This is a genomic window from Polaribacter glomeratus (genome assembly GCF_002954665.1).
Lineage (GTDB): Bacteria > Bacteroidota > Bacteroidia > Flavobacteriales > Flavobacteriaceae > Polaribacter > Polaribacter glomeratus.
In genome coordinates, this window is record NZ_MSCM01000002.1 from 1,365,501 (window position 1) to 1,382,438 (window position 16,938).

Sequence of the window (16,938 nt, forward strand, 5' to 3'; positions counted from 1 at the left end):
TTAACAGAGAATATTTATGGAAGCAAATATTGCTATACCTTCAGACGGGAAAAACACTTGGGATGGTGGTGGAGTTAGACCATTTGGCGCTAGTTATGGTAAAATGATGATGTGGTTTTTTATCGTTTCAGATGCTTTAACCTTTTCGGGTTTTTTAGCGGCTTACGGTTTAACACGTTTTAAATTTATCGATTCATGGCCAATAGCCGATGAAGTTTTTACACACGTACCATTTATACACGGTATTTATCCAATGTATTATGTGGCTTTTATGACATTTATATTGATATTTTCGTCAGTTACAATGGTAATGGCTGTAGATGCTGGTCATAAAATGCAAAAAAGTAAAGTAGCTTGGTATATGTTTGCTACAATTATTGGAGGTTTGATATTTGTTGGTTCTCAAGCATGGGAATGGAACACCTTTATTAATGGATCTTATGGAGCCGTAAAAACGACTAATGGTAAAGTTTTACAATTTGTAAAAGATGGTAAGCAAATAGCATTATCAGATTTTGTTGTTGGTAGTAGAATGGATGAAAGAGTAACTCATACTAAAAAGAACGGTTTATGGTTTGTTAGCGGTGATGAAGTTCCAAAGTATTCATTAGCTCAAATTACAGCTTCTTACAAAGCAGACCCTTCTGTGCAAATAAGAATAGAGAAAATTGATATGGATAAAAAAAAGAAATATATTTTATCTAGAGAAAAAGGTTTGGCTGAATTGGCAAATGGCCAGAGGGTTGTTGAAGGCGCAAATTTATCAGCAAATGAATATGGAAATACAATTTTCGCAAATTTCTTTTTCTTTATTACAGGTTTTCACGGTTTTCACGTATTTTCTGGAATAGTATTAAATATTATCATTTTCTTTAATGTCGTTCTTGGTACTTATGAGAAGAAGGGGCATTACGAGATGGTAGAGAAAGTAGGATTATACTGGCACTTTGTAGATTTAGTTTGGGTATTTGTATTTACTTTCTTCTACTTAGTTTAATTATAAAAAATAGCAAAAGATGGCACACGCACACGAATCTAATGTAAAAAGAATATGGATGGTATTTGGTTTACTATCTGTAGTTACAATTATTGAAGTTTATTTAGGAATTGTAAAACCAGAAATTTTACATTTAACAAGTATTCTTGGTACAAGTCCGTTAAACTGGATTTTTATTATACTTACATTATTTAAAGCTTACTATATTACATGGACCTTTATGCACATGGAAGGTGAAAAAAAATGGTTTAGACGTGCCGCAGTATGGACTGCAGTTTTTCTAGTCTGTTATTTAGTAACACTATTTCTAATAGAAGGCGGTTATCTGCACAGTACATTAGCACCACTTGTAAAATGGTAATTAAAAATATAATAAGAGGTGGTTTTAACCACCTCTTATTATATGCTAGATATTGTGGTTAAAGTTTTAAAAAAGACATAAATACAATCGTATTGCTTTTTGTTTGTAGGTACTTCCGGTTTATTTAATACCAATATTAATTTGTTATATAATAAGATACAATGAAATTCTTTACAAAAAAAAGAGTAGTTTTATTTTTACTTTTTATTTTTCCTTTAATTTGTTTTTTACTTCTTTCCTTAGGCGAAAATAATTTTACAAAACTACCTATCGTTACACCCAACATTATTGATGTATCAGAAATTGATGCAACTAAGACGGTTAAACTAAAAGATAATGTAACAATTGTCTGTTTTTTAGGAAATGATGTAAATACAAATAGATCTGGTCTATTTAATTTAAATGAAAAGATATACAAGAAGTTCATAGAGTATAAACAGTTTCAAATTTTAGCAATTTATCCAAACGGAAAAGAGGTAGAAGTAGAGAGGCTTAAAGAAGAAATAGGTGCCTTTACTGATATGCAAAAATGGGTTTTTATGGCGAGTTCCAAAGAAGAAATAGAAACCTTCTATACAAGTTTTTCTTGTGCTATTCCTCTTGTCGATCTAGCGACTCCTAATGCTTTTTTAATTGATAAAGATGTTAACTTAAGAGGAAGGCTAAATGATGAAGATAGTAAAGATGGAAAGCTTTTTGGTTACAATATGAATTCGGTTTCTGTTTTAAATGGTAAATTAAAAGACGATTTAAAAGTATTGTATTACGAGTATTATGCGGCTTTTAAAGAAAGAAACAAGAACAAAGCAGATAGAAAAGAAGTAGGATTATGAGTAAAAAATATTCTTATATAGGTATTGCTTTTATCATATTATTGTTTGGTATTTACACCGTGCCAAAGGTGGTAGATCGTTTTAAAGATACCGGTTTGCATACTTTTAATAAAGTGCCAGATTTTGAGTTTATAGACCAAGTTGGACAAACTATTACAAACAAAACATACAAAGGTAAGGTATATGTTGTTGAGTTTTTCTTTTCTACTTGTCCGTCAATTTGCCCGTTAATGAATCAGAAAATGCTAACAATTCAGGATGCGTTTTTCGGGAATCCAGAATTCGGAATTGCCTCTATATCTATTACTCCAGAAATTGATACTCCAGAGATTTTAAAAGAATATGCTAAGGCGAACGGAATTACTCATAAAAATTGGCATTTGCTAACAGGTAAATCAGAAGAAATTGTTTACGCTTTATCAAATCAAGGATTTAAACTTTATGCAGGTAAAGGCGATGCAGATCATGCAGGTTTTGAACATTCGGGTTTGTTCGCTTTAGTAGATAAAGAAGGTAACATCCGCTCTAGAAGAGATGAGTTTGGCAACCCAATTATGTTTTATAGGGCTTTACAAGAGCAAACTTTTCCAGACCAGATAAAAGAGTTAAAAGAAGATATTAAATTGTTGTTAAATGAATAATCTAGCACAAGAGAGAAAATATAGAAAAATTATTACAGCTTTATCAATTGTGATTCCAGTTGCAGTTGCAGCTTTATTTGGTGTTAATTTAAGAGATCTAGGTTATAATGTAGCCCCTCTTACTTTTTTACCACCAATTTATGCTTCCATAAATGGTTTAACTGCAATTCTTTTAATTGCGGCGGTAATTGCTATAAAAAAAGGAAATAAAAAATTACATGAACAATTTAACACATCTGCGATTTTTTGTTCGGTAATTTTTTTGTTAATGTATATTGCGTATCACATGACTTCTGATTCTACAAAATTTGGAGGAGAAGGCACTATAAAATATATATATTATTTTATTCTAATTACGCACATTGTATTGTCCATAATTGTAATCCCTTTTGTTTTAACAACTTTTTTAAGAGCTAAATTAGGTAACTTTGAAAATCATAAAAAGATAGCAAAAATTACGTTTCCTATTTGGTTATATGTTGCCGTTACTGGTGTAATAGTTTATCTAATGATTTCTCCTTATTATGTCTAAAAAAATAATAGTTAGTTATATTTTATTGATGATTTTCACTTTAAAATCATCTTACTCGCAATGTGCCATGTGCAAAGCGGTTGTTGAAAGTGGTGATGTACCGCTAGCGGAGGGTGTTAACAACGGAATTTCTTACTTAATGGTTTTTCCATACTTATTAATTGGAGGGTTGTTTTTTGCTTTATACAGATACAAAAAAAATCAAGCTAAAAATTAACATTCTAATAAGAGTAAATTTATGTAACATAATTTACTTTTGGTCGTCTTATTTGTAATACTACAAGAAATATTTCTTTAAGTGCACTATAAACATAAACAATCAAAAATAAATACGTTTTGAAAACTAAACTCATTGTATTGGTAGCTTTTTTTCTTTCTATAGCTACATTTTCACAAAAAAAATGGACTTTAAAAGAGTGTGTAGATGAGGCTTTAAAAAAGAATATTTCTATACAACAAAATAGACTTAGTCTCGAACTAGCTAAAAAAGACGTAGATATTGCCAAAGGAAATTTTTTACCTAATCTTGGAAGTAATTTAGGTAACTCTATGAGTTTTGGTTTAACAACAGGGGCTGATAATACAAATAGCTCAGCAGAAAGATATGTTTTATCTCTAGGATTAAATGGTGGAGGTATAATTTTTAACGGATTTAGAAACACAAATACTTATAAACAAGCTCAATTAGGTGTTCAGTCTGGTTTATTAGATTTACAAAAAATTGAAAATGATATTTCTTTATTAGTTGTAAATGGATATTTAAATATTCTTTTTGCAAAAGAAAATTTAAATGTTGCTAATGTTCAATATCAAATAAGTAAAACTCAAATAGAGGCAGCAGAAAGTAGGTTCAATTCAGGTGTAATTCCTAAAGGAGATTTACTAAATACACAATCTACCGCAGCCACAAACTTACAATCTGTAATTGCACAAGAAAATGCTGTGGATTTGGCATTGTTAAATTTAGCACAATTACTACAAGTTAATGTTACTTTATTTGATATTTCACCTTTAGATGTTGGCACTCCTTCATCAGATTTATTTTATAAAAGTTCAACATCAGTTTACGATAGATCTTTACAAACAATGCCAGAAATTGCAAGGGCAAAATTAGCAATTGATAACGCTGATTTTAATATCGAGCTATCTAAAGGTGCTTTTCTGCCAACTTTATCTTATTCTTTTGGTGCAAGTTCTTTTTATAATACAGTTTTAGGCCAACCAGATTTTATATCTACTGTAATTAATGGACAATTATTTGAAAGGGATAACAGGTTTCCCAACCAACTATTTAAAAATAATTTAAATTATCAAGTTGCCTTATCTTTAAATATTCCTATTTTTAACCGTTTTCAAACAAAAAATAGAGTTGCGCAATCTGTAATTAATAAAGAAATTTTTGAAATAAGATTAGAGAGCGAAAAACTAGCTTTAAAACAAACTATTGAGCAATCTTTTTTAGATGTTAAAACCGCTTTAAAAACATACGAGGCAGCAACAATATCTTTAGATGCACAAAACGAAGCATTTAAAAATGCACAAGAGCGTTATAATTTTGGGGCAATGACACAGTTTGATTTTGATCAAGTAAGAACGCGTTTGGTAAGTGCTCAAGGTGCATTGATTCGTTCTAAATACGATTATGTTTTTAAAACGAAAGTATTACAATTTTATTCTGGAGATTTAGTCATAGAATAACAGCTTTTAAAATATACGATCTAAACCTCACTAAACATAGTGAGGTTTTCTTTTTAATTTATCTTTGCAAAAAAAAATTAGATTTTGGGCATCATATTAAACATAGAAACAGCTACAAAAAATTGCTCTGTAAGTATTGCTGATAAGGGCAAAATTATAGCAATTAAAGAATTGAATAATGGCAATTATTCTCATGCAGAAGTTTTACATCCGTTTATTGTAGCTATCTTAAAAGAAGCGAATATTACTACAAATCAAATTGATGCTGTAGCAGTAAGTAAAGGACCTGGTTCTTATACAGGCTTACGAATAGGGGTTTCTGCCGCAAAAGGACTTTGTTTTGCTTTTGATAAACCATTAATTTCAATTGATACTTTAACTTCTTTATCTTTTTCAATTTCAATTGAAGAAGGTTTTATTGTACCAATGATAGATGCACGAAGGTTAGAAGTTTATGCTGCTGTTTTTGATGAAAAGAACCAGAAAGTAAGAGAAATTAAAGCGGATATTATTAACGAAAATTCTTTTTTTGAATACTTAAAAATTAATAAAGTTTATTTTCTGGGTGATGGAGCTCATAAATGTAAAGAAATCATAACACATAAAAACGCTGTATTTGTGGATGCTAAATTTCCATCAGCAAAAGAGATGGCGCTTTTATCTTATGATAAATACCAAAAAAACGACACGGAAAGTGTCGCTTATTTTGAACCGTTTTATTTAAAAGACTTTGTGGTAATTCCTGAGAAAAAAAAGAAACCTACTTTTTAATCCTTATTCATTTTTATTAATATTTACTCTGTGTGGATACGGAATTTCAATTCCTGCTGCATCAAGAGCTTCTTTAACTTGTTCCATTACTTCAAACTTAACAGTCCAATAATCTTCTTTTTTAACCCAACCACGCGTAAAGAAGTTAATAGAACTGTCTCCTAATTCTGATAAATTCACTGCGATGGCAGGCTCTTTTAAAACTAATGGATGAGAATTTAGAATACCAAAAAGTATATTTTTTGTTTTTTTAATATCAGAATCATAACCAACTCCAAAGTTGAAATCTACACGACGGGTTGCTTCGGTACTATAATTAACAATATTGCCGTTAGAAAGTGAGCCATTAGGAATTATAACTTCCTTATTGTCCGTTGTATTTAGTTTTGTTGTAAAAATTTCAATTTCTTTTACAGTACCAGTTTGACCTTGTGCTTCAATAAAATCACCAATTTTAATTGGTTTAAATATCATTATTAAAACCCCACCTGCAAAATTAGCTAATGAACCTTGTAGCGCTAAACCAATTGCTAAACCAGCAGCAGCTATAATTGCTGCAAATGAAGTTGTAGCAATACCTAATTGAGAAATAACAGTGATAAATAACAATATTTTTAAAATCCAGCTACCAAGATTACCTAAAAATTTTTGAAGTGTAACATCAACACCTCTATTTGCCATTATTTTTTTTGATGATTTAATAACGATACCTATTAGAAATAAACCAACTATTAAGATAATAATTGCGGTTATTACACTTGGTGTATATTCTAATAATAAACCCTTTAAAGCTTCTATATACTCTTCCATTTTATAATTTTATTTGGTAAAAATAATAGAATATTTAAAAAGGACTGCATTAAACAAGTAAATTTTTGTTAAAGTAACATTAGTGTTATTATAGAAACTATTGCAGGAATTGCCTGAATAAATAAAATACTCTTTTTCTTTGTTGAATAGGTATCATCAATACCTGCAATACATACACAAATTAGAAAGAATAAAGTCACCTTTTTCTCTACTATATTAATAGACCAAATTAATCCTGCGGCTAAAAACCTTTATATAATCTTTGATTGGTGGCTAAAACTTCGGTTTTCTCTGTAAATTTTTTAGTTTTTTATTCTAAAGTCTTTATTCCTTTTTTGTGGTATAAAAAAACATTTTAAATAAAGGATATATAAAAGGACGAGAACTTTATAACTAATTTGTTGTCTGATTATGTTTTTTTTACATTCTAATCTATAGAGCTTATTCTTTTTTTTAGGATTCGGCAGATTTGTAATGACTATCAGTTAATTGTAAATATTATTTTTCTTTTGGAGAATTTAATTAATTCGCGCGCAATGTTAAATTAATGTTATCAAATTGTTTTGAAATTGTAATAATAGTCTTATATTTGTAAAAGTAACGTTAACCTTAAATATACTCATCATGAAAAATATAATCACAATATGTATGCTTTGTCTAGCTACAATAGGATATGCGCAAGAAAAGGAACCAACTTTTATTGTTGATGGCGACTTAGTAAAAGCGACTTATTATTATGAAGACGGATCTGTTAAAACTCAAGGTTTTTTCAAAGACAAAAAAATCACTGGAGAATGGACTCGTTTTGATATTGACGGAAAAAAAACACAATTAGCTTTTTACGACAATGGTAAAAAAGTAGGAAAGTGGTTTATCTGGTCAAAAGATTCTTTAAAAGAAATTAATTATGAAAATAATTCTATAGCTTCTGTTAATGAATGGAGACCAGAATCAAAAGTTGCTTTTGGTAATGAATAATTAGTATCACAACATATTTTACAAAAAATAAAGCTCATTAAAATTTTAATTTTAATGAGCTTTATTGATTCCATAACATTCCGTATAGATCTTTACTTTTTATAAAATTGTAACTAGGGATGCAGATCCTTGTCATAAAATTAGATTTATACAAATGAAATTAAATAGTTGGTATACAATCATGCCTCATGTTCGTCCAACTTTTTTACACTTATTTAGTAAGGAACAATGTTTCTAGATCTACTTATAATTGAAAGTTTTAGAATCCTTATAATATATTGATTTAAGGTGTTGTTTCGCGGTTTTGAAACAAATTAATAGTTTGTTATGTTAAATGGATAAACTTGCTTAAATACACCTATTGTAAAAATTTGCGTGGTTTAAATATAAATGTTCAATAAGAATTAATTTATCCTGATTTTTTTTAACTTCATATAACATCTAGTGCTATCAACCAGAGTTTTATTATTAAGTTGTTTTATGTTTTAGTTTTTCTTGACAAACAGAGAATAGTAATGTTTTACTATTATAATATTTAAGTTTTTATAATTAATAAAATAAAAAAAGCGTTTAGAAATTAATTCTAAATGCTTTTTTATAACTATTTTGTATTTTTTTACTCCACTACTAATGTGAATGGAATACTATATTTTACACCAACTGGCTTTCCTCTTTGTCTACCTGGCTTCATTTTAGGTAACTGTTTCATTACTTTAATAACCTCATCTTCAATTTTTGGGTGTGGTCCTCTAGCTTGTACATTTACAATGTTACCGTTTTTATCAATTTTAAAACCAATAAATACTCTTTTTCTTCCTGAAGATAAACCTAACTCATTTGGTAATTCTGCATCAAACTTTCTAGAAAAATGCTTTTGTACCATTTGGCTAAAACAATCTTTTAGTTCTTCTTTACTTCCTTTACAACCTGGAAAAACAGGAACATCTTCAATGATCATGAAACTAACGTCTTCAATAACTTCTTCACCTTCATCGATTTCAACTATTTCTGTAACTTTTACAGCTTTAGTTTCATCAGTTTCAGTTGTTTCTATTACAGTTTCTACAACCTCTTTTTCATCCTTAACGATTTCAATCTTTTCTGGAGTTGGTGGCGGTGGCGTATTTGGTTTCACTGGCTCAACTCTTTCAGTAATTGGAATGTCTTCTTCCATTTCTGCGTTCATATTAACAGTACCTAGGTCTCCATAGGTTTTGTCATATGTTTTCTGCTCTATAGCAGCATAAGCAACAAAAAGGGCTAGAACAAGACCGATTTGCATAAATATTTTACTGAAATTTTCTAAATTTGATTTAGGATTTTTCTTGATTTCCATTCTTAAAGAGTTTTTAATAGGTTGCTAATTTAATTAAATTATTGGGTAAAATACAAGTCTTATCATAAATTAATCTATTTTTTTTTAGAAAACAGATTAAAAATCAATAAAGCTAAGAGAACTCCGCATGAGTTTGCAATAGCATCTATATAATCTCCTGTTCTATAGTTTGTTAACTTACTTTGTAATACTTCAATTATTATGCCAAAAATAATACAGCAAATTACAATTAGATATTTTTTTTCTGGTTTCTTATAAAAAGCCAATAACCAAGTAATTCCAAGTGCAAAATATGCGATACTGTGGTACGCTTTATCGATATTAACTATGTTTATTTTAGAACTTGGTAATTTTAGCAAACTTAAAAAAACAATGGTAATACTAATAATTAACGCAATTATATAAATATTATCCTTTAACAAGTTTTTGATACGCTTCAGCATTTAGTAAGTTTTCAATTTGGGAGTTATCAGAAATTTCAATTTTGATCATCCAGCCTTTGCCATATGGATCTGTATTTACTAATTCTGGTTCATCTTCTAATGTTTCATTAAATTCAATAACTTCACCAGTTAGTGGCATAAATAAATCTGAAACGGTCTTTACTGCTTCAACAGAACCAAAAACGTCTCCTTCATTTACCGTATCTTCTAAAGTATCTACATCTACATAAACAATATCACCCAATTCCCCTTGAGCAAAATCTGTAATTCCTACAGTTGCAATGTTTCCTTCAATTTTAATCCACTCATGATCTTTAGTGTATTTTAATTCAGCTGGAATATTCATTTTATTTAATTTTTAATTTTAGTAATTATTTTTAATTTCCTCCTAAGTTATAGATTATGTTAAATCCGCCATTAATTGCCTGTCTTGGAAAAGTGGTAGAAATAGCATATTTAGATGTTTGATGATTGTAATAAAACGATGCTGTTAAATTACTATTCAATCTGTAATCTGCGGTAAATTTAATTGAAAATAATTTCTGACCACCACTAATTTGATCATTATCTTCATCTACATATCTAATTTGTGTTAAATTGTCTCTTAAAGAAACATCTGCTCTTAAATTAATATCACCTTTTAAGGTAGTTTTTTTACCTGTAAAACGTGTATTCATTTTAACGTCTTTAACTACATAACCAAAACCAAAAATATATTCTGTTCCCACAATATCGGTTAAGGTGCTATTGTTAAAATTCATGGTTAGGGTTCTATCTTTTTTAATTTCGCCTCTTAAAGAAAATGAGTTTTTCATTTTCATATCTAATTTAATTAAAGGCGAAAATTCATCAACCAAAGTGGCTGCAGCTATTAATCTTTGCGACTCATAATTACCCGCGGCATTTGTAACTGTGTAAGCAGTTGCTTCACTATACTGTAAATTATTTGTAAAACTAGAAATTGTATACGACGACCTGTAACCATGTGATACTACAAATGTTGAGAAATTTTTCTTAAACCAATCAAATTTCATTAATCCGTTATATCGTAAAGTCCAGTTTGGTATTGGTATATTTCTAAATAAACTTGTGCTTACCTTATCAGGGTTTTTTCCAGAATAAGCAGCCATAAATGAAGGTAATAATACTTGTTGGCTATTTGCGCCAAAACCTTTTACAGTTCCGTCATTATTAAATTCTGTGTTAGGGTCATTTACGTCTATTCCGCTTTGAGTAGCTATTCTTGATGATAAACCAACTCTATAATCTTTCATTGTTTGAAAAAGTACGTCACCACTTGTAAATGCTGTTGAAAGCATTGAGTGACTTGTACTAAAGTTGCCCGTTTCAAAAATTGGTGTTTCTTCAAAAGTTGTACTTCCTTCTATTAAATCTAATTGTTGAGAAATATCTGCTGTATTAATTTTATTACCAATTACATCAATATTTAAATCATCAATAGGTTTTAGTGTTAATGTATAATCTAATTTGTTGTATTGTGTTCTGCTAAAAGTTTTGTTAAAATACTCATCACCATCAACTCTAGTAACCAACCAATTATTCTCTAGGGCTTTGTTTCTAATATCAACTTGGCTACCAAAAGCAAACGATGTGGGTGCACCACCCAAAAAACCAATGTCTTCTGTATAACCTTGTAAATATTGCCCGTTATTTTCTGCATAACTTATTTTTCCTTGTTTAACAGAGGTAACAACATCCCAAGTACCTTTTAAAATTTTCTTACCAAGAGGTAAATCTTTGTTAGGCTTTATTCTTGCAGTGTTTTTATCTTTTGCGTTTTTACGTTGTGATTTTGTAAGTAATAATTTTTCAAAACCTATTTGTTTATAGAGCTTATCAAAAGTAAATGTGGTGTTTATATTGTGTGTATTTGCATTCTGAATTACATTACCAATTTGTTCAACAATAGTTTGATCTTGAGATGAAACTTGCCAATCAAAATCTGCAGTATATGCATAATCAGCTTTCATAAAACTTAAAAAAGGAAACTTATCCAAAGGTAAATTATAGGTTGTATTTAATTTTTGATGGTAATGATTTGGTCTTCCTGTATTAAAAAAATCATCAAAAATTTGTAAATCTTCTCCGTTTCCAAACGCATCATACATATAACTATTAGTTGCATTAAAGTTTAATTGAAGTGACTTTGTTAAATCGAAACCAATTGCATAATCCCAATCAAATAAAAATCTACGTTGCTTTAATTCTGGCTGAGGCGATAATCCTTCTACTAAATTTCTTGATTGTTGCTCATTATAACTTCTATTAATTCTAGAGTTTACGGCTAATGTTTGTGGTACCGGATTAAAGTTTAAGTCTTTGATAAATTTCCAATAGTTGCTTTTAAAGCTTTCTGAGTTTTTAAATAGCTCAATAGATTTTGAATTAAAGCTAAAATTATAAGCTGCAGCAGCGCTAACATTTTCGCTAATATATTTTTCTATATTATAATCTCTATGAAATTCTGAGTTATGAGAATAAGAAACGGCTAGATTTTCTACATCATAAAACTTAGGCTTTTCTGTAGAATTAGGATTTCTATTCTTTTTAACATTTATAAAACTAATGCTTGTTCTTTTTGTATAATCTTGAGAATTGTTGATATTCTCTAAAGCCTTGTCTCTATCATTACCTGCAGGTAGGTTTTCAAGAAATACTTTTGCTTCTGTATATTGAACATCTTGGTATTGAGGGTCAAATTTAGGATCAATAAATCGCTCACCAACACTATAACTCATTGGTAATTGAATTCCCCATTTTTCTGGAGTTAAAACTTTTCCTAAGTTGATGGTTGTTGCAACATCATATTGTTTGGTTTCGTCTAAACTACGTTGATTTACTCTGTCTTCTACATTACCAAAACCAATGGTTCTAACACTTCCAGAAAGGGATACATTTGCAACATCAGCAAAATTAGCATCCGCATTCATTACCGCAGCCCAACCCGCTTTATTATCAAAACCAGACGAGCGTAATTCATTAAACCATACTTCACCACTTTTAGCCACAACACCACTATTTTTTAAACCAAGCATTATGGTTCTTAATTGCGCTAGCGTAGGATTTCCTTTTACACTAATTTTGTAGGGTAAACCTTCTGTTTGAGAAGTAGAAGTATACAACACATTTATAGCAGCACCAATGCCGTCTCTCTCTAGTTTTACCTTACCAAAAGTTGCAATTAAAGCATCTAAATTATTTGCTTCTGGCCAAATATCTAACTGTCCGTTTCCGCCAGAACTTGCTGTTAAAGGAACTTCTAATTGATAATAATTATCATCTAAATCTGTACCTAATCTTATTACACCACTAAAACCTTCATCACCTTGTAAATGCATAAACATTTTAAGGTTTTTAAAACGTCTTAAATCTACACTCATATTTTTGAAGATAGCTCTTGTGCTGTTAGGTTCTAAATTTGTTACTTTTAAAGTTACAGATTGTTCATTTTGTAATTGCACAGTTGTACTACCTTGCAAACGTTCTCTTTCAATTCCTGGTGGCTGAATGTAGCTTCCATTGTTTTGCTCAATACTTACAACACCTACTTCAAAACCTTCTAATTCTGATTGATTTAAATCTCTTGGGTCATTTACTTGAGGATTATCTATTGTTTTTGTATAACGTCTCCAATCTCCACGCACTAAATCTAGTTCTCCAAAACGAACTACTATTGGCATCTTAAAATTTGTTAAAAACATTCTTACAAAACGGATGCTATTAAAGTCAGTAATTCCGCCTACAGAAGTTCCGTTTCTAATAGGTACTCTAAATTGATACCATTTTGTTTGCTGTGTATTTCCGTTTTCTAAAGTTACAGAAGTTGTTTTTTCATCAACAATATAGTTTCTTCCTTTTGCTAAATCAGCATGATTCATAGAAATCTTATACTCATAATAACTCTCAACAGTATTCATTGTTTGATCTCTGTTAATGTCTTCTACATCTGGATATGTTGTAGAAGATGTTGGGTATGTTTCTGGCGATTGATTTAAAGTTGGCGAGTTGCCTTGTGTATTATTATAGTCTTTATATCTTTTAAGTACCGATGCATCAATACCGTCTAAATCTGCACCTCTAAAAAATTTAAAGTTATCAGATGCAATATCGTTCGGATTTAAACGACTAAAATTAATATTTAAATTTAAAGAGTCTGATATTTTTTTTAAATATTGTTGTTCTTCAATATCATTTAAACCATCAAAACCTAAATCTTGATTTGTTCTTGCTGCGTCTTGTTCGCTAAACGCATAGATGATAGATGGGTTTCTTGGTACATCTCCCCAAATTGTACTATTAACATTAGAACCGTTAACTTTTAAGCCATCTTCTGGCAAACCGTTTTCGAACATTTTACGATTGTCTTTTAAAATGTCTTCAGAAATGTTTCCTAAATTGATATATAAATCTCCAACTTGATTATTTAAATCAGTAGGGTTTATACCTTGTGGCAAACCTTCTGCAGTTGTAATAGAATAATTTTGATACGGATCCATAATCCAAAACTGAATGAATTCAACATTGGCTTGGTCAAAATTATTTGTATTTAACGGGCGCATAACGCCACCCCAATTTTCATTTGGCTTCTTAAAAGTTCCGTCATCATTAACGTCGCTGTCTAAAGTATTAAAGTTATAAGAACCTCTTTCTTGCGGAAAATAGGCTAAATCTAACGTTCTTACCAAAGAGTTTTGCGTAATGTCTAATTGCACATTTGGGAACAATTCTCTATAGTTAATTTGTCTTGTTTCTGCTCTAGATAATTCGTCGGCATCAATACTTGGTGGTGTTTGCCCTATACCGTAAAATATTTGATCAATACTGTACCACGCTAATTTTCCTCTTTTATAATTGTAAGGCAAATCACTTAAATCACCATTAAAACCATTAAAAAATTTGGGTGTACTTGCTTCGTACCAATCTAAAGGCGATAATAAACTAATAGGTATTTGCGATGCTTCAAAATCATCTATATAAGAAGTTGCAGCGCCAGCAACATCAATTCCGCTTGGAGTACCTGGTAATAAGTAAGCCATATCTGCTCTTACAGAAAAATTAGACGGCACATCTGTATCTACAAAAGGTAATTTATTTGCCAATTTTGTAAAGAAAGGGACCTCTGTAGAGTAATCGATGTTAAAACCCAACATGGTATTATCAATTGGTTCAGCACCAAAATTAACTTTTGGCGTTAATGGTCTTTCATTAATATTTAAAATCGTTGCTCCAACTACAAAATCATCAGAAAATTTATGCTCAACATCAACACCCATAAAGGTTTTTCTTTGCTGATTAAATACCGCATTATTTTCTGTGGATACGTTTATAGGTGTGCCGGATGCTTGCAAACCTGGATCTATAATTTGTACGCGTCCTAATTGATAATCTACTACAAAATCGATACCTTCTACTAATTGTTTTCCGCCCGCAGTAACTTTTACAGAACCCCTTGGTACATTAAAAGCACCAATAGAAATGCCTCCAGCACTTTCTGATTTAAAATATCCTTTCAAGAAATATTTATCTTTGTTTTGAAAGTTGTTTTGAATATTAATTTTTGTATTTAAATATAGTTCTTTAAATAAGTAAGTTTCATCTGCCGAGTTTGTTAATTTCTTTGCTAAATCGTTTCCAAAAGGCTCTGGATTAGGAAAAATAACATATCCGTTTTGTGAGTTTACAGTAATTCCTTCTACATAATCAAAGAAACCATCTGCAGTTCTAAACTGACTTTGGTCTAGTTGGTCTAAACTTAAAACCTGAATTAAAGGCGTATTTGCAACATCTGCAGTTTGTGCATTTTGCAATACATTAGAGGGTATACCTGTAGCATCATCTCTATATTGAATCTCGAAACGAAACCCTTCTTGCGTTAATGGAAATGCACCTAAAGCATAGATGTTTTTCATCATTAAACGCCAAGTAGGAAAAGATTCATCGTTGCCATTAACATCTTTTCTTTTGGTGGTTAATATTTCACTACGTAATAATTTTACGGCTAAATTTTGTGGAGCTTGTATTCCATCATTCGAAAATTCACCTACTTTAAAAGATTTTTTTGTACTTCCGTTTACACTTCCTGCTACCGTATATTCATAGGCAACCGCTAAAACTTCACCGTCATTTAATCTTCTATTTAAAGAAATATATCCTAATTGAGCGTTTAGATTATACTCATTTGTACTTAATCTTCTCGCATTTTCAAGGATAGAAAAATCTGTTCCTTGTTCCATTTGAAATGTACCTGTTAGCGTATTATCAACTGTAGAAACATCTCTAATTCCGGCTAAAACAACTGGGTCATAAATATTGTTAGAATTATTTTGAGGTAAATTTAATACCTGTCCGTTTGCTGTAATACTAACAGGGTTAGTGTTTAATACGGTTCCTTTGTCGTCTACTAAATTTTTATACGTAGAATTTACATTATTAGATTCTCCAAGATCCGCTATGGCAACAATACTTCTAAAATCTTCTGTGCTGGCATTTCTGTTAGTTACCCAAACTTCAATCCTTGTAATGTTTACTTGGCTACTTATCAAAGGATAATTTCTTAAAGAATTTGAATAATTATCAATAAAAAATTGTGATAAGAAAAAGTGTCTATCAGTATCATAATCTGTAGTTCTTAGCTCAAATGGTTGTATTGATGCACCGGCTTGTGCAACAATCGTTTTGCTTTCAGAATTTTGTTGAGAGAAAACTGCGGTTACATTTGTGTTCCCAAATTTTAATTTTGTTTTAACACCAAATAAACTTTGAGCGCCATTTATTAAAGAGTTTTTAATTGGCATCTCTACATTACCAGCTTCTAATCCTTGAAGAATATCGTCTTCTGTAGGCGTATAATCTATTTTTACTTGATTTTGAAAATCGAATGTAGATTGTGTATCATAATTTGCCATAAACTCTAAACGCTCACCAACTTTTGCACGTAAACTTGCATTAATCTGCTGATCAAAATCAAAAGTAAAACTGCTTCTATTTTCTTCTGATATTTGTGGGTTTTCTGTATTCTGATAAATAAAACCAATTTTTAAGTTTAAACTTCCTGTAGGTGTAAATTTTACCGTGTTTCCACCAAAAATAGATTCAAAAAATTTAGAGTTTACATAATAAGAAGGTAATAAATCTTTTTGTGCATCTAAAGAACCTTTCTTTTTACTATTAGTTGCGCTTACTTTATCTTTAAAATACTGCAACATATCTCGTTTTAGACGATATTGTTGGTATTCTTTTTGAGTTAAGAAAATGGGTGTTTTTGTATAATAATCACCAATTTTTTCGATAATTACATATCTGTTTAGTTCTTTGTCAAATATGACTTCCTTTTCTGCTAAATCGTCTAAAAAAAGGCTTCCGCTTTGCGTATGATTAAAATTATACTTTAATTTTAAAGTGTCTTTTTCAACCTCAATAGAATCTTTGCTTTGAGTAGTTTGACTATAAGTAGCTGCGTTTACTGCGAAAGTAAAAAGCACTAGTAAAAGTATTTTTTTAAATGTTTTAACCAAATT

General features: G+C 30.1%; 14 protein-coding genes and 1 pseudogene. 9 read left to right on the top strand and 6 right to left on the bottom strand.

Annotation, left to right across the window (positions count from 1 at the left end):
* Window positions 1-16: 16 nt before the first annotated feature.
* The 8 genes from BTO16_RS16035 to tsaB all read left to right on the top strand — a co-directional run bounded on the left by BTO16_RS16035 (window position 17) and on the right by tsaB (window position 5,833).
* Window positions 17-997 (top strand): cytochrome c oxidase subunit 3, encoded by a 981-nt coding sequence (locus BTO16_RS16035; RefSeq protein ID WP_105022654.1) that lies wholly within the window; start codon window positions 17-19, stop codon window positions 995-997.
* 19 nt (window positions 998-1,016) lie between these two features.
* Window positions 1,017-1,358, top strand: coding sequence for a cytochrome C oxidase subunit IV family protein (locus tag BTO16_RS16040; protein WP_105022655.1), 342 nt, complete (start codon window positions 1,017-1,019; stop codon window positions 1,356-1,358).
* A gap of 161 nt (window positions 1,359-1,519) precedes the next feature.
* Window positions 1,520-2,191 (top strand): hypothetical protein, encoded by a 672-nt coding sequence (locus tag BTO16_RS16045; protein WP_105022656.1) that lies wholly within the window; start codon window positions 1,520-1,522, stop codon window positions 2,189-2,191.
* Window positions 2,188-2,832 (top strand): SCO family protein, encoded by a 645-nt coding sequence (locus BTO16_RS16050; protein ID WP_105022657.1) that lies wholly within the window; start codon window positions 2,188-2,190, stop codon window positions 2,830-2,832. Before BTO16_RS16045 ends, BTO16_RS16050 begins: the two co-directional genes overlap by 4 nt.
* Entirely contained in the window at window positions 2,825-3,364 is a 540-nt protein-coding gene (locus BTO16_RS16055; protein WP_105022658.1) for a DUF420 domain-containing protein, read from the top strand. Before BTO16_RS16050 ends, BTO16_RS16055 begins: the two co-directional genes overlap by 8 nt.
* A gap of 28 nt (window positions 3,365-3,392) precedes the next feature.
* Window positions 3,393-3,581, top strand: coding sequence for a hypothetical protein (locus BTO16_RS16060; protein ID WP_407675522.1), 189 nt, complete (start codon window positions 3,393-3,395; stop codon window positions 3,579-3,581).
* A gap of 119 nt (window positions 3,582-3,700) precedes the next feature.
* Window positions 3,701-5,062 (top strand): TolC family protein, encoded by a 1,362-nt coding sequence (locus BTO16_RS16065; RefSeq protein ID WP_105022660.1) that lies wholly within the window; start codon window positions 3,701-3,703, stop codon window positions 5,060-5,062.
* 84 nt (window positions 5,063-5,146) lie between these two features.
* Window positions 5,147-5,833, top strand: coding sequence for a tRNA (adenosine(37)-N6)-threonylcarbamoyltransferase complex dimerization subunit type 1 TsaB (tsaB, locus tag BTO16_RS16070; protein ID WP_105022661.1), 687 nt, complete (start codon window positions 5,147-5,149; stop codon window positions 5,831-5,833).
* Between the two features lie 3 nt (window positions 5,834-5,836).
* Here tsaB and BTO16_RS16075 read toward each other — a convergent pair whose 3' ends face one another.
* Both BTO16_RS16075 and BTO16_RS18060 read right to left on the bottom strand, forming a co-directional pair.
* Window positions 5,837-6,643: a mechanosensitive ion channel family protein gene (locus tag BTO16_RS16075; protein ID WP_105022662.1), complete on the bottom strand. Its 807-nt coding sequence runs from the start codon at window positions 6,641-6,643 to the stop codon at window positions 5,837-5,839.
* A gap of 68 nt (window positions 6,644-6,711) precedes the next feature.
* Window positions 6,712-6,879: pseudogene (locus BTO16_RS18060) on the bottom strand (DUF1304 family protein); the annotation flags it as partial.
* Window positions 6,880-7,267: 388 nt separating this feature from the next.
* Between BTO16_RS18060 and BTO16_RS16085 the strand changes: the two are divergent.
* Entirely contained in the window at window positions 7,268-7,621 is a 354-nt protein-coding gene (locus tag BTO16_RS16085) for a toxin-antitoxin system YwqK family antitoxin (protein ID WP_105022664.1), read from the top strand.
* A gap of 616 nt (window positions 7,622-8,237) precedes the next feature.
* Here BTO16_RS16085 and BTO16_RS16090 read toward each other — a convergent pair.
* The 4 genes from BTO16_RS16090 to sov form a co-directional block, all read right to left on the bottom strand.
* Window positions 8,238-8,957 carry an energy transducer TonB gene (locus tag BTO16_RS16090; RefSeq protein WP_105022665.1) on the bottom strand — a complete coding sequence of 240 codons (720 nt, stop codon included), beginning with the start codon at window positions 8,955-8,957 and terminating at the stop codon, window positions 8,238-8,240.
* A 74-nt stretch (window positions 8,958-9,031) separates the two neighbouring features.
* Window positions 9,032-9,400 carry a VanZ family protein gene (locus BTO16_RS16095; RefSeq protein WP_211298244.1) on the bottom strand — a complete coding sequence of 123 codons (369 nt, stop codon included), beginning with the start codon at window positions 9,398-9,400 and terminating at the stop codon, window positions 9,032-9,034.
* Window positions 9,366-9,746, bottom strand: a complete 381-nt coding sequence (gene gcvH / locus BTO16_RS16100; protein ID WP_105022666.1) for a glycine cleavage system protein GcvH — start codon at window positions 9,744-9,746, stop codon at window positions 9,366-9,368. The genes BTO16_RS16095 and gcvH overlap by 35 nt, the downstream gene beginning before the upstream one ends.
* Window positions 9,747-9,777: 31 nt before the next feature.
* Entirely contained in the window at window positions 9,778-16,935 is a 7,158-nt protein-coding gene (sov, locus tag BTO16_RS16105; protein WP_105022667.1) for a T9SS outer membrane translocon Sov/SprA, read from the bottom strand.
* Window positions 16,936-16,938 lie beyond the last annotated feature (3 nt).

Excerpts from the sequence above, each read along its gene's own strand:
- BTO16_RS16035 (WP_105022654.1), top strand. The coding sequence starts at position 17 with ATGGAAGCAAATATTGCTATACCTTCAGACGGGAAAAACACTTGGGAT.
- BTO16_RS16040 (WP_105022655.1), top strand. The coding sequence starts at position 1,017 with ATGGCACACGCACACGAATCTAATGTAAAAAGAATATGGATGGTATTT.
- BTO16_RS16045 (WP_105022656.1), top strand. The coding sequence starts at position 1,520 with ATGAAATTCTTTACAAAAAAAAGAGTAGTTTTATTTTTACTTTTTATT.
- BTO16_RS16050 (WP_105022657.1), top strand. The coding sequence starts at position 2,188 with ATGAGTAAAAAATATTCTTATATAGGTATTGCTTTTATCATATTATTG.
- BTO16_RS16055 (WP_105022658.1), top strand. The coding sequence starts at position 2,825 with ATGAATAATCTAGCACAAGAGAGAAAATATAGAAAAATTATTACAGCT.
- BTO16_RS16060 (WP_407675522.1), top strand. The coding sequence starts at position 3,393 with ATGATTTTCACTTTAAAATCATCTTACTCGCAATGTGCCATGTGCAAA.
- BTO16_RS16075 (WP_105022662.1), bottom strand. The coding sequence starts at position 6,643 with ATGGAAGAGTATATAGAAGCTTTAAAGGGTTTATTATTAGAATATACA.
- BTO16_RS16085 (WP_105022664.1), top strand. The coding sequence starts at position 7,268 with ATGAAAAATATAATCACAATATGTATGCTTTGTCTAGCTACAATAGGA.
- BTO16_RS16090 (WP_105022665.1), bottom strand. The coding sequence starts at position 8,957 with ATGGAAATCAAGAAAAATCCTAAATCAAATTTAGAAAATTTCAGTAAA.
- BTO16_RS16095 (WP_211298244.1), bottom strand. The coding sequence starts at position 9,400 with ATGCTGAAGCGTATCAAAAACTTGTTAAAGGATAATATTTATATAATT.
- gcvH (WP_105022666.1), bottom strand. The coding sequence starts at position 9,746 with ATGAATATTCCAGCTGAATTAAAATACACTAAAGATCATGAGTGGATT.